General features: G+C 58.2%; 9 protein-coding genes and 1 tRNA gene. 3 read left to right on the forward strand and 7 right to left on the reverse strand.

Going from position 1 to position 13,322, the window contains the following annotated elements:
* Window positions 1-10: 10 nt before the first annotated feature.
* Window positions 11-838: a type I methionyl aminopeptidase gene (gene map / locus R6X40_RS06600; protein WP_318412028.1), complete on the forward strand. Its 828-nt coding sequence runs from the start codon at window positions 11-13 to the stop codon at window positions 836-838.
* Between the two features lie 8 nt (window positions 839-846).
* Window positions 847-1,638: a RadC family protein gene (gene radC, locus R6X40_RS06605; protein WP_318412030.1), complete on the forward strand. Its 792-nt coding sequence runs from the start codon at window positions 847-849 to the stop codon at window positions 1,636-1,638.
* 10 nt (window positions 1,639-1,648) lie between these two features.
* Here the strand turns inward: radC and R6X40_RS06610 are convergent, their stop codons facing one another.
* Complete coding sequence (locus tag R6X40_RS06610; protein ID WP_318412370.1) at window positions 1,649-2,644, reverse strand: magnesium and cobalt transport protein CorA; 996 nt, start codon at window positions 2,642-2,644, stop codon at window positions 1,649-1,651.
* 308 nt (window positions 2,645-2,952) lie between these two features.
* On the opposite strand from R6X40_RS06610, the gene sthA reads away from it, so the two are divergent.
* Window positions 2,953-4,359, forward strand: a complete 1,407-nt coding sequence (gene sthA, locus R6X40_RS06615) for a Si-specific NAD(P)(+) transhydrogenase (RefSeq protein WP_318412032.1) — start codon at window positions 2,953-2,955, stop codon at window positions 4,357-4,359.
* Between the two features lie 91 nt (window positions 4,360-4,450).
* Here the strand turns inward: sthA and R6X40_RS06620 are convergent, their stop codons facing one another.
* The 6 genes from R6X40_RS06620 to R6X40_RS06645 form a co-directional block, all read right to left on the reverse strand.
* Window positions 4,451-7,591 carry a multidrug efflux RND transporter permease subunit gene (locus R6X40_RS06620; RefSeq protein WP_318412034.1) on the reverse strand — a complete coding sequence of 1,047 codons (3,141 nt, stop codon included), beginning with the start codon at window positions 7,589-7,591 and terminating at the stop codon, window positions 4,451-4,453.
* A gap of 2 nt (window positions 7,592-7,593) precedes the next feature.
* Window positions 7,594-8,736 carry an efflux RND transporter periplasmic adaptor subunit gene (locus tag R6X40_RS06625; RefSeq protein WP_318412036.1) on the reverse strand — a complete coding sequence of 381 codons (1,143 nt, stop codon included), beginning with the start codon at window positions 8,734-8,736 and terminating at the stop codon, window positions 7,594-7,596.
* Between the two features lie 297 nt (window positions 8,737-9,033).
* The gene (gene tig, locus R6X40_RS06630; RefSeq protein WP_318412038.1) at window positions 9,034-10,506 is read right to left on the reverse strand and encodes a trigger factor; all 1,473 of its coding nucleotides are present in this window, start codon (window positions 10,504-10,506) and stop codon (window positions 9,034-9,036) included.
* Window positions 10,507-10,679: 173 nt separating this feature from the next.
* Window positions 10,680-10,764: transfer RNA gene (locus R6X40_RS06635), tRNA-Leu, on the reverse strand.
* 212 nt (window positions 10,765-10,976) lie between these two features.
* Window positions 10,977-11,558: a GDYXXLXY domain-containing protein gene (locus R6X40_RS06640; RefSeq protein WP_318412039.1), complete on the reverse strand. Its 582-nt coding sequence runs from the start codon at window positions 11,556-11,558 to the stop codon at window positions 10,977-10,979.
* Window positions 11,555-12,667: a DUF2157 domain-containing protein gene (locus R6X40_RS06645; protein ID WP_318412041.1), complete on the reverse strand. Its 1,113-nt coding sequence runs from the start codon at window positions 12,665-12,667 to the stop codon at window positions 11,555-11,557. The genes R6X40_RS06640 and R6X40_RS06645 overlap by 4 nt, the downstream gene beginning before the upstream one ends.
* Window positions 12,668-13,322: the final 655 nt, after the last annotated feature.

Below are 13,322 nucleotides of genomic sequence, written 5' to 3' on the forward strand. Positions count from 1 at the left end.
AAGTATTGTAATGGTCACCTATATCGAGGCAGCGTCAGCGCCCTACAAGAATACCGGCGTCATCCGCCTCTATACGCCCGAGGATTTTGCCGGGATCAAGCGCGCCTGCCAACTCACCGCGCGCTGCCTCGACGAACTGGCGAGCCGCGTCAAGCCCGGCGTTACGACCGACGAAATCGACCGTTTCGTGTTCGACTTCGGTATGGATCACGGCGCCCTGCCGGCGACATTGAACTACCGCGGCTATACCAAGTCGTCCTGCACGTCGATCAACCACGTCGTCTGCCATGGCATTCCCAACGAGAAACCACTCCGCGAAGGCGATGTCGTCAATATCGACGTGACCTATATCATCGACGGCTGGCACGGCGATTCCAGCCGGATGTATCCTGTCGGCGAAATCAAGCGCGCCGCCCAGCGTCTGCTCGAAGTCACCCATGAATGCCTGATGCGCGGCATCGCCGCCGTCAAACCCGGCGCGCGCACCGGCGCCATCGGTGAAGCCATCCAGACCTTTGCCGAAGCGGAACGCTGTTCGGTGGTGCGCGATTTCTGCGGTCATGGCGTCGGCCGCCTGTTTCACGACGCGCCGAACATCCTCCATTATGGCCGGGCAAACGAAGGCCCGGAAATGCGCGAAGGCATGATCTTCACCATCGAGCCGATGATCAACCTCGGCCGACCGCATGTAAAAGTTCTGGCCGATGGCTGGACAGCCGTCACCCGCGACCGGTCTCTGTCGGCGCAATACGAGCATGCTGTGGGCGTTACTGCCGACGGATGCGAGATTTTCACCCTGTCGCCTGGCGGCCTCGACCGTCCGGGCCTGCCAACATAAGGTTTGCGATGACAAAGCCCCTTTTTCCTTCCGAAGGCGATCACTCGCAACCGGCTGATGAAAGGGGCTTTTTCGCCGAACAGCAACCGAAGCGCTCCGGCCTTGGCCTACCCGCAGTGCAACAGGATGATGCGCACTATCATGGTCATCGCGACCGGTTGAGGGCGCGCTATAGAGATCACGGCGACACAGCGCTGGCCGATTATGAAATCCTCGAGCTTTTGCTGTTCCGCCTGATCCCGCGCCGCGACACCAAGCCGATCGCCAAGGCTCTGCTTGAGCGTTTCGGAACGCTCGCTGGCGTATTCGGCGCATCGCCGGCTTTGCTACAGGAAGTGAAGGGCATCGGTGAGGCCGTCGCCTTCGACCTGAAGCTGATCTCGACTGTTGCCCACCGGACCCTCAAGAGCGAACTCAAGGGCAAGCAGGTTTTGGCCTCCTGGTCGTCGGTGATCGATTATTGCCATGCCGCGATGGCGCACGAGACCCGCGAGCAGTTCCGCATTCTCTTTCTCGACAAGCGCAACGCGCTGATTGCCGATGAGGTGCAGCAAACGGGTACCGTCGATCACACGCCGGTCTACCCGCGCGAAGTGGTCAAACGCGCGCTCGAACTCTCGGCAACCGCCCTGATTTTAGTCCACAATCATCCCTCCGGTGATCCGACACCGTCGAGGGCCGATATCGAGATGACAAAGATGATCGTCGACACGGCAAAACCACTCGGGATCACCGTTCATGATCACATCATCATCGGCAAGGATGGCCATGCCAGCCTCAAGGGGCTGCGCCTGATCTGATCGGACCGGATCAGAGCCACTTCGCCCGCCGGAACATCCGGTAGAGCATGCTGCAGACGACGAAGATGAGAGCCAGAACGACGAAGTAGCCATATTTGAATTTCAGTTCCGGCATGTCGTCGAAATTCATCCCGTAGATGCCGGCAATCGCTGTCGGTACCGCTAGAATTGCGGCCCAGGATGCCAGCTTGCGCGAAATCTCGGTCTGTTCCGACTGGCCGATCATCAAACTGGCTTCGAAGGTGAAGGCAAGCACCTCGCGCAGCGTGTCGATATCTTCCTGCACCCGCCGGACATGGTCGGTCACGTCACGGAAGAGCGCGTGTAGCGTTGCGTCCATGCCGGGCAGATCGAGATGCTCGTGCCGGCGGCAGACATCAACCAAAGGCACGACGGCATTGCGCAGGCGCAACAGGCTGCGGCGCAGGAAATAGAGGCGCTCGATGTCTTTCTTGTCCAGCCGATCGCGCAGAACCCGCTCTTCCAGCTCCTCCACTTCGGCATGGATGCCTTCGACGACGGGCATATAGTTGTCGACGATGAAATCGAGGATGGAATAGAGGATGTAGTTCTCGCCATGCGCCAATGCGGCAGGTGAAGCCTCGCAGCGTTGCCGCACCAGATTGTAGGAGGTCGAGGGTCCATGGCGCACGGAAACGACATAGCCGTGTCCAACGAAGAGATGCGTTTCGCCAAAGACGATTTCTCCGCCGCCCATATGCGCCGTACGCGCCACAACGAAGATGGAATCGCCGTAGATCTCCAGTTTGGGCCGTTGATGGGCATGGCCGGCATCTTCGATGGCCAGTTCATGCAAGCCGAACTCGGCCTGAACCTCGCGTAGCAAGGCCTCATCCGGTTCATGCAGGCCGATCCAGACGACCGCCTTTTCACGGCCCTTCCAAGTATGTGCGTCTTTGATCTCGATATCGAGGATCCGTTGACCGTGTTCATAGACGGCTGCGGCGATTACGCCGGGGCGGCTGCGTGGTTTAACAGGGGGCATGTTGGCGATATCAGGCGATGCAGCTGCCTCGTGTTCGTGCCTGCCTTCTGCTTCCTGCAAAGCCATGGTACATCTCCCGTCAGCAAGCCGGACGGTGCCGGCTCGTCACTCATCGCCGAAAGCGCACTCCTCGCCGCCAACAGCAGATTGTTCCGGCTCAATATAATCGCTTTTGATAAAATAAGCATCCGCAAGCCTCGCGCCGGGTCACTAGGCTTTATTAAACTGTAAGATTGACGATATAGACGCTTGCAGGCGACATTTATCGCAGCGCACAATGATTCTCCCTCCATTATCGGAAACGTGTCATGAACCAGTACGATCTCGTGGTTGTCGGCAGCGGACCTGCAGGGCGCAGAGCCGCCATCCAGGCCGCCAAGCTGAGCAAGAAGGTTCTTGTCATCGAACAGGGAAAGCGTGTCGGCGGCGTCTCTGTGCATACCGGCACCATCCCCTCCAAAACCCTTCGCGAAACCGCGCTCAACCTTACAGGCTGGCGCGAGCGCGGTTTTTATGGACGCGCCTACCGTGTCAAGGAAGAGATCAGCGCCGAGGACCTGCGCCGCCGCCTCTTGATCACCCTTGATCACGAGGTCGAGGTATTGGAACATCAGTTCGCCCGCAACCGCGTTCAGCATATTCGCGGCAAGGCGAGTTTCGTCGATCCGCAGACAATGCAGATCCTCAAGGAAGATGGCGAAATCATCCAGGTGTCCGCCACCAGCATCCTGCTTGCCGTCGGCACGAAACCGTTTCGCCCGGACTATATTCCGTTCGATGGAAAGACCGTGCTCGATAGCGACGAGTTGCTTGAAATCCAGGACCTGCCGCGCTCCATGGCCGTGATTGGCGCAGGCGTCATCGGCATCGAATATGCAACGATTTTCAGTGCGCTCGATACGCAGGTCACGCTGATCGATCCGAAGTCCACAATGCTCGACTTCATCGACAAGGAAATCGTCGAGGACTTCACCTATCAGCTGCGCGACCGCAACATGAAGCTTCATCTCGGCCAGAAGGCCGAAAAAGTGGAGCGGACCCCCGACGGCAAATGCTCGATCAAGCTCGACAGCGGCCGCGTCATCATCTGCGAAATGGTGCTGTTTGCTGCAGGCCGCATGGGCGCCACCGATTCGCTCAATCTGGAAGCTGCAGGTCTTCAAGCCGACAATCGTGGCCGCCTCAGCGTCAACCCCGAGACCTTCCAGACATCCGTTCCGAACATCTATGCGGCCGGCGACGTCGTCGGCTTTCCGAGCCTTGCCTCGACCTCGATGGAACAGGGCCGCATCGCCGCCCGTGTCGCCGTCGGCGCCATCGCCAAGGAACCGCCGAAGTTCTTCCCCTACGGCATCTACGCTGTACCGGAGATCTCGACCTGCGGCCTGACGGAGGAAGAGGTCAAGGAACGCGGCATCCCCTATGAATGCGGCATCGCCCGTTTCCGCGAGACATCACGCGGCCATATCATGGGACTGGATTCCGGGCTTTTGAAACTGATCTTCTCGCTCAAGACACGGCGTCTGCTTGGCGTCCATATTGTCGGCGAAGGCGCCACTGAACTCGTTCACATCGGCCAGGCCGTGTTGAACCTCAAGGGCACCGTCGAGTATTTCGTCGAGAACACGTTCAACTACCCGACACTTGCCGAAGCCTACAAGATTGCCGGACTTGATGCCGGTAACCGCATGGGCGAGATCGCACCAAAGGCGTAAATTCGGTCTGGGACCCAACCGTCCGAACATTCGAGCATGCACAATGAAAAGCCGCCTCAGGGGCGGCTTTTCATATCTTGGGTTTGGCAATTTACTCGGCCGGTTGCTCTTCCGTCTTCCGCCCGATCGTCTTTGCCTTTTCGCGCAGCCACTGGAAGTTCACGTAGAGCATCGGAATCAGGAAGATACCGACCAGTGCGGCCCCGAGCATGCCGCCGAAGACGGCAGTGCCGACGCCGCGGCGGCTGAGCATGCCCGCCCCTTGCGCGATAACCAATGGTATCAGACCGGCAATGAAGGCAAAGCTGGTCATCATCACAGCACGGAACCGTTCGCGCGCGCCCTCGACAGCCGCCTCCGAAATTCCAAGCCCGTGCTTTCGCCGCTCCATGGCAAACTCGACGATGAGAATGCCGTTCTTTGCCGCAAGCGCGATCAGCACCACGAGGCCGATCTGGGCATAGAGATTGTTGTCGAGCCCCGCGACCTTGAGTGCCAGCATCGAGCCGGCAATACCGGCCGTCACCGACAGCAGCACTGCGATCGGGATGGTCCAACTCTCGTATAGCCCGACAAGGAACAGATAGGCGAAGAGCACAGCAAGTCCGAGAATCATCGTCGTCTTGCCGCTGGCTTCGATTTCCTGCAGCGCCGTTCCCGTCCATTCATAACTATAACCAGCCGGAAGCGTCTTGGCAGATACCGCCTCCATGGCAGCGATCGCCTCCCCGGAGCTGCGTCCCTCCGCCGGCCCGCCGTTGATCGTCGCGCTGGCGTAGTTGTTGTAGCGGACGATCAGCTGTGGCCCGAGAATCAGGCGCGCTTGCGCAAACGCCCGGATCGGGACCATTTGGCCCTTGTTGTTACGGACATTGATCCGGTAGATGTCGTCAACCTTCGATCGCTCCGACGCCTCGCCTTGCACGGTGACCTGCCAGGTACGGCCAAACAGGTTGAAGTCGTTGGCATAGGCGCTACCCAGTACCGACTGCAGCACATTGAAGACATCCGAAACCTCGATACCGAGCGTCTGGACTTTTTCGCGGTCGATATCGAGATAGAGCTGCGGCGTATTGGCCGCATAGGTGGTGAACACCTTGCTCAGTGCCGGATCCTGATTGGCCGCAAACACCAGACCACGTGCTGCCTGGGCAACATCGCTGGCGCTGCCGCCGGCAAGGCTCAGCAGCTGGTATTCAAAGCCGCTCCCCGTGCCCAGACCGATGATTGGTGGCAAATTGTAGACGATGACATTGGCGTCCTTGATCGTCTGCAGTTCGGTGCTGATCTTGGTGAGCAGGCCATTGACGGACAATTCAACCGTCGCGCGGTCGGCAAACGGCTTCAGCGTCACCACCAGCAAGCCCGAATTCGACTTCACCTGGCCATCGAGCAGACTGTAGCCGACAACCGACATGACACCATCGACGCCATCGGTTTTCCGGATCATTTCCTCAACCCGCTTGGCAACATCATTGGTTCGGTTCACCGAAGCACCATCAGGCAGGACGATTTCGCCGAAGATAGCGCCCTGGTCCTCCGATGGCAGGAAGCCCGTCGGTGTCGACTTGATCAACCAGCCGGTTCCGAGAGCCAAACCCGCCAGCAGCACAAGACCCAGAAACGCGAAGCGAACGAACCGCCGCACCAGGGCCGCATAGCCATCGCGGGCATAGTCGATCCCCTTCAACACATAGCGAATCGGGCCGCGCTTCGGGCCATGGTGTGCTTTGAGAAGAACGGCGCAGAGGGCCGGCGACAGTGTCAGAGCATTAATGGCGGAAATTACCATGGACACAGAGACGGCAACCGCAAACTGGCGGAACAGCTCGCCGGAAATGCCGGGAATGAACGCTACCGGGATGAACACCGAAAGCAGAACCAGCGTGATCGCGATAATCGGCGCCGTGATCTCGCCCATGGCAAGCCGCGCAGCTTGCGCTGGCGTGATGCTCGGGTCCTTTTCCAGCTGGGCCTCGACGGCCTCGACCACCACGATCGCGTCATCGACAACGATCCCGATCGCCAGAACAAGCGCCAGCAGAGAGACCGTATTGGCTGAAAAGCCGAACGCCATCATCACGGCGAACGTTCCAATCAACGAGACCGGTACGGCAATCAGCGGAATGAGCGTCGCCCGCACGCTTCCAAGGAACAGATAGACGACGATCACGACGAGGATGAATGCCTCGATGAGTGTCTTGATAACCTCGTGGATACTCTCCGCGACGAACTTGGTCGTATCGTAGGTGATCTTGTAATCGACACCATCGGGAAACGACGGCTTGAGTTTCTCTAGCAGCTGCCCGATCGCTTCCGCCGTCGCGATCGCGTTGCCGCCGGGTGACTGATAGATGCCGAGAACCGCTGCCGGCGTGCCATCCTGCCGGCCGATCTGCTCGGCCGTCTTCGATGTCAGCTCGACACGTGCCACATCGCGAATTCGCACGAACGACCCGTCCGGCTGCGCACGAAGCACGATGGCGCCGAACTCATCAACGGTGCTCAAGCGCCCTTTCGTCTGAATGGTCAGCTGAAACTGCTGGTCGGGAAGGGCCGGCTGGGCGCCGATACGGCCGATGGCTGCCTGCACGTTCTGACGTTTCAGGGCATCGACAATATCGTTCGGCGTCATGCCGAAACTGGTCAGCCGTTCCGGCGTCACCCAGATGCGCATGCTGTAGTCGGAGGGCGTCAGCAGCGAGACGTCACCGACACCCTTGATGCGCTTCAGGCCATCCATGACGTTGATCGTCACGTAGTTTGAGAGGAAAAGCTGGTCCTGCTTTCCGTCCTTTGACGTGAATGCGATCAACTGCATCAGCGCCGAGGACTTTTTCTTGACACTGATCCCCTGTGCCCGCGCCTCCTGCGGCAGCTGCGATTCTGCCAGATTGACGCGGTTCTGCACGTTGACGGCGTTGATGTCAGGGTCCGTTCCGACGGCAAAGCTGACGGTCAGCGTATAGCTGCCGTCGTTGCCGCTGGTCGACTTCATGTAGATCATGTTGTCGACGCCGACGACGCGGGACTCGATCGGCTGAGCGACCGATTGCTGAACGATTTCAGCACTCGCACCGGGATAGCTGACCGTCACCGATACCTGTGGCGGCACGATGTCCGGGAATTGTGCAATCGGTATGACGCTCAACGCGACCAGACCTGCAATGGTGATGACGAGCGATATGACGACCGCGAGGCGTGGCCGATCGATGAAAATGCCTGACAACATGCTCAGGATCCCGACTTGGCTTCGAGCGGCTCGACGACCTGCCCGGGGCGAACCCGCTGTATGCCCTCGGTCACAATCCTGTCACCGACGGAAAGCCCTTTGAGAACAGACAAGTCGCTTCCCACCGTCTGCCCCGGCTCGATACGGCGAACCTCGATCTTGTTCTCGCTGTTGACCACAAGCGCAAACGGTCCGGACTGGTCGATCTGGATTGCAGCCTGGGGCACGACCAACGATTTTTCCGCCTCGCCGCCTTCAACAATAACGGTCACGAGCTGTCCATCGATCAGAATTCGCTTCGGATTGGGCAATGTCGCCCGCACCGGTACCGTGTCGGTGCCCTGATCCACTGTCACATCGACAAAATTGACCTTTCCTGACTCGGGATAGCGTTTTCCGTCCGCCAATTCGACATAGACGACCGCCGCATCGACGGTGCTGCCCAGCGTCCCCTTGCTTGCCAGCTTGTCCCGAATAGCGAGAATTTCACGCTGGGACACCGAGAAGCTCGCGTAAATCGGATCTTGGCTGACGATCGTCGCCAGCACATTGCTTGAGGGGCCGATGAAATTCCCGACGGAATAGGCCGAACGACCGATGCGTCCGGCAATCGGTGCGCGGATTTCGGTATAGCCGAGATCAAGCTTGGCTTTGTCCAGCGCGGCGTTCAACTGCGTCAGGCTGCCCTTGGATTCGCTTTGCTTGGCAATCGCCAGGTCTAGCTGGCTCTGCGGCGCGGCACTTTTGGCAACCAGCGTTGTTTGCCGCTCGACCTCGATATTCGTCAGGGCCAGCGCGGCTTCAGCAGACTCGATCGCACCCTGGGCCTGAACAACGGCAGCTTCGTATTGTCCCTTCTCCATGACAAAAAGCAGGTCGCCTTCCTTGACGTCCTGACCTTCGGTAAAAAGCCGCTTTTCAAGGAAGCCATCGACACGCGCCCGAAGCTCGACCTTGTCCACAGCCTGGATGCGGCCAGTGAAAGAAATCGTTGGCCTGATATCCTTCTCAACCACCTGAGTGACGGAAACCGATGGGGCGGGGGCTGGCTTGGCGGCCTCCTGAGCCGCAGCGCTGTTCCCCATTGTAATCGCGGAGATGGCCATTGCAGCTGTGGCCAGCAATCGATAGGCGCAACCTGCCATTGAATATCCCCCTCAATCACATCAGGTAAACTACCCTCACCTTCGTCTCTCCGATAGCAAGTGTCAATCTATGGAAGTGCTTGATGTTTTAGCCTCAAGGATTGCTCCGGTCTGGAAAAACCAAGACACTTTCCCGTATTTCCTGATGTCGCAGAAATCAGCCGCCGTTATTACTGCGTTAGACCAGCCCGGTGACAAACAAGGCCGGAACATCGTTTGATGTTCCGGCCTCGCAAAAGCAGAAAAAGCCGCCCCTTGCGGGACGGCTTTTCCAAAATCATGCAACGATGTGCAAACTTATTCGGCGCTGTCGTCAGCAGCCTTCTTCTTGGCCGGAGCCTTCTTCTTCGGTGCAGCGGCTTCCTCGCCTTCTGCAGCTTCAGCCTTGGCAGCCTTCTTCTTCGGAGCGGCCTTCTTCGTGTCCGAAGCGCCTTCCTCGTCGTCAGCCATCAGTTCTTCCTTGCTGACGGTCTTGTCGGTGACCTTCACTTCGGACAGGAGATGATCGACGACCTTTTCTTCGAAGATCGGTGCGCGCAGCGAAGCGGCAGCACCTGGGGTCTTCTGGAAGTAGTCGATGATCTGCTTTTCCTGGCCCGGGAACTGTCGCAGCTGTTCGAACAGTGAACGCTGCATTTCTTCGTCAGTTACCTGGACGCCGGCCTTTTCGCCGATTTCCGAGAGAACGAGGCCGAGGCGGACGCGGCGTTCAGCCAGCTTGCGGTATTCGACGCGGGCTTCTTCTTCCGTCGTGTCTTCGTCAGCGAAAGTCTTGCCGGCCTGCTCGAGGTCGGTGTTGATCTGGCGCCAGATGTTGTCGAACTCGGCGTCGACCAGGCGCTGCGGCGTGTCGAACTGGTAGAGTTCGTCCAGCTGGTCGAGAATCTGACGCTTAACCTTCTGACGGGTCATCGAGCCATACTGGCTTTCGATCTGGCCGCGAACGACTTCCTTCAGCTTGTCAGCCGATTCGAGACCAAGCTTGGTGGCGAGGTCGTCGTTGATTTCAACGGCAGCAGCGGCAGCAACGTCCTTGACGGTGATGTCGAAGGTGGCTTCCTTGCCAGCAAGGTTTGCAGCCGGGTATTCAGCCGGGAAAGTCACGGTGATGACCTTCTCGTCGCCGGCCTTCAGGCCGATGAGCTGTTCTTCGAAGCCCGGGATGAAGCGGTTGGAGCCGATAACCAGCTCTGCGTCTTCGTCCTTGCCGCCGTCGAAGGCTTCGCCGTCGACCTTGCCGAGGTAATCAATGGTAACGCGGTCGCCGTCGGCGGCCTTGCCCTTCTTGGTTTCGTAGGTACGGGCATTTTCAGCGATCTTGAGGATCTGCTCGGTCACTTCGGCTTCGTCGATATCAACGACTTCGCGCGTCACCGTGATGCCGCTGACGTCCTTGAGTTCGATCGCCGGGATGATTTCGTAAGCCAGCGTGAATTCGAAATCGGCTTCAGCGTTGAGGATCTTGTCCGCTTCGGCTTCGTTTTCGGTCATCGCGATTTCCGGCTGCGTCGCAGACTTTTCGCCGCGTTCAGACAGGATTTCGGTCGGCTTTTCGCGAACGAGCTCGTTGACGAGCTCAGCCATGATCGACTTGCCGTACATCTTCTTCAGATGTGCGAAAGGCACCTTGCCCGGACGGAAGCCGTTGATACGGACCTTGTCCTTGGTTTCGGCGAGACGCTCGTTCATACGAGCTTCCATGTCCTTGGCCGGGATAACGACCTTGAGTTCGCGCTTCAGCCCTTCAGCGAGCGTTTCGATAACCTGCATGTTCAAACCTTCATTTCACGTTGACAGGGCTCTGTCGGTGTTTTTTGTACACGAGCACTTGAGCCGATCCATTTGCCGGGAGTGGCTTTACGCAAATCAGTCACCGTTTTGCAAGCAAAATGGCGCCGTCCTCTCGATCGACGCCAAGGCAAGCCCTGGACGTCCCTTTATTCTGGTGCGGGTAGAGAGACTTGAACTCCCACGCCTTACAGCACCAGAACCTAAATCTGGCGTGTCTACCAATTTCACCATACCCGCATTCAGAAAACCGCAGCGCCTGCTCGCATCGGCACAGAAAAGTCTTGAGCAACAACGCCAAAGACAGACCTGCACCGGGTTCAGGGCGTTCCCGAGCGCGGCGTCTCTATATCACCCGTTTCCAAGGGATCAAAGGAAAAATGGGGATCGACGGAAAAATGCGGGTTTTGTCGTGTTCCTGTCACTCGTCCGGCACGGATCGCTTCTCACAATCAATAAAGTGGCTCCTCGTAGAGTGGCTTGCCGTCAATGGCGATCAGACGGATCTGCATGCGCCCGTCATCATCGACCCTTGCAGTCACCGACAGTGCGCTGGCATTGCGCGCCTCCTCCAGAACCTTGCCCTCACCTTCCGGCACATAATAGCGTTCGATTCCGTAATCGACATTCAACGAAGCCTGCAGGCCATCCGGCGCCGGATAGAAATAGAACGGTGCGCTGCGGGCAATGACGCTGCCTTCCTTTGCCGAAAGGGTGCTGAACGAAGCTTCCGCAACGCCCCAAAATCCATCCGGCTGCTTTTCCAGGCGCACCGAGAGCTGCGCGTCAGTTGGCTCGGTGGGAAAGCCACCTGTCACCTTGTCTGCCGGAATGGTCGAGATATCGTAGGACAAAATGACATAATCACCGCGCAGCAGGTCGCGCGGATCGACGGGAACGGTCTTCAACACTACATCGACACCATTGCGCAGGATCGATGCGCGGCTCTCGATCATGTAGCCAAGGAAAGCCGTCTGCAGCAGGGCGACCAGGATCGCAGCAAATATTGGTCGTACCAACGGATTGTTGCTCATGCCACGCTCCCTTCAGTTGCGGCTTTAGATGAAAGCCGCTTTTCCAGCCGAATAACCAACCAGGCGATCAAGGCGACGACGACACCGGAAATCAGAAAAAAGCCGGATGTGCCAAGGATGCTGCCCAGCGTCTCGGAGGCCAGATAAAGGGTTTCAGCCGCAAAAACTGCGTAACCGAGAAAACGGACTGGACCGTTCAACCGTCCGGCGATGGCAATACCGCCGAGTGCCACCGCAAGCGTGGTTGCTCCGATCGCAGTCTCCTGACCAACGCCGTCCACTTCGGTGTGCAAGGCCGCCAAGCCCAGCACCGCAAGCGCGAAGCTATAGAAAGCCGGCGCGGCTCCGGCATCACGGGCGAAACGATAAAGCGGCGATATGGGAAGGCTCGCAACCAGGAACGCCACGAGACCGGCCCCGAAGAGAAGGCTCGCAACCCAAACTTCCGGCAACTCGATGTAAAACCAGCCGAGCCAGGCCAAAGCAAGAAGGTAGGCTAGATGCCGCGCAATGCCGGCATTGGTATATCGCACCAAGGCAATAACGGTGACGACCAGCAGCGGCACGAGGTAGACGTAGCCATTCCCTTCGAAGGACGCATCATTTTCGATGACCAGTTCACAGAAAATGGCCCAGGCCAGGAAACCGCAGAGAACCGCAAGTGCTGCGGAGCGAAAGGCCACCGCCGCCACGCAAGCGGCTGCGAACCAGACGAGCAGCGCATCCGTCGCATCCCCCGACAGGTGATACATCTGCCCGACCAGCGCGATTGCACCGCCGAATGTCATGGTCGCCAGCACCAACAGTGCGGCACCCATGGCCTTAAGTCCACGCCCAAGGCAGGCGGCAGCGGCCAGATAGAAGGCCCAGATCAGGCCAACAATGCCTACGACACGCAAGATACGCGGTATGGCTTCCCAATTGGAGGCTACCAGAAGAAGGATTGCGGCGGCCACGAGGATTGCTGCCAGCACGAGAAGAACCTTGCCGGCGCTGAAGACCGTCTCGCGGGTATCGTACTCCGCCAGCATCGCCTTTGCGGATCCCGCATCGAGCAGGCCTTTGGAAATCCATATATTGAAGTCTTTTTCGATCCGTCCGCGGTACATCGACCGATCTCCTTGCATGCCATTGTTTGGCAACACATATCATAGGCATTCACAATTCCTAGATGAACGCCTGCCCGGATGTTCGTCCCATGGGGCGGTCATCGTTAACGGAATATGAAGAGTTTCGTGTGATTCTCGTACTGAAGGAAGCTATAGAACGTGCCGCAGGGCTTATGCAGAATTTGCATGTCATCCATGATGATATTGCACTGCACAAATCGCCGCCAGTCACCTATATTGATTTCAAGAAGACGGGACGAGATCAGCGAAAGCGATCGGGGCCGTCAGCGGCAAGGCCAGCCGCTTCCGCTTAAGAAGTGGAAAAGGCCAGCGGACTGAAAGGTTCGCTTCATAGAATTCGGAGTGGCGCACTCCTCCTCCCAGTGCCGCTCCGATCCGATGGGCAACACTCCTCCTCCCAGTTGCTCATCACCTTAAATGACGCCCGCTGGACCTCCTCCCCCAGCGGGCGTTATTCGTTTTCCCCTACCATAAAAGCCTTTGTTTTCAGGCTACCGCTGCCTGGTAGGTGCGCAAATGCTGAAAATTTAAACAGACCTGTACCGCGAGACTGAAGCAGCTATGCGCGCCAAACATGGGTGCCATTCGGCATTGTCTCTACACATTCGTCATGGCGGATATTATCTTCAATACA

Origin of the sequence: Rhizobium sp. PL01, assembly GCF_033447125.1 — a bacterium.
GTDB lineage: Bacteria > Pseudomonadota > Alphaproteobacteria > Rhizobiales > Rhizobiaceae > Pararhizobium.

What these genes read in the sequence shown, in the direction of transcription:
- map (WP_318412028.1), top strand. Translation starts at nt 11, where the DNA reads ATGGTCACCTATATCGAGGCAGCGTCAGCGCCCTACAAGAATACCGGC.
- radC (WP_318412030.1), top strand. Translation starts at nt 847, where the DNA reads ATGACAAAGCCCCTTTTTCCTTCCGAAGGCGATCACTCGCAACCGGCT.
- R6X40_RS06610 (WP_318412370.1), bottom strand. Translation starts at nt 2,644, where the DNA reads ATGCCCCCTGTTAAACCACGCAGCCGCCCCGGCGTAATCGCCGCAGCC.
- sthA (WP_318412032.1), top strand. Translation starts at nt 2,953, where the DNA reads ATGAACCAGTACGATCTCGTGGTTGTCGGCAGCGGACCTGCAGGGCGC.
- R6X40_RS06620 (WP_318412034.1), bottom strand. Translation starts at nt 7,591, where the DNA reads ATGTTGTCAGGCATTTTCATCGATCGGCCACGCCTCGCGGTCGTCATA.
- R6X40_RS06625 (WP_318412036.1), bottom strand. Translation starts at nt 8,736, where the DNA reads ATGGCAGGTTGCGCCTATCGATTGCTGGCCACAGCTGCAATGGCCATC.
- tig (WP_318412038.1), bottom strand. Translation starts at nt 10,506, where the DNA reads ATGCAGGTTATCGAAACGCTCGCTGAAGGGCTGAAGCGCGAACTCAAG.
- R6X40_RS06640 (WP_318412039.1), bottom strand. Translation starts at nt 11,558, where the DNA reads ATGAGCAACAATCCGTTGGTACGACCAATATTTGCTGCGATCCTGGTC.
- R6X40_RS06645 (WP_318412041.1), bottom strand. Translation starts at nt 12,667, where the DNA reads ATGTACCGCGGACGGATCGAAAAAGACTTCAATATATGGATTTCCAAA.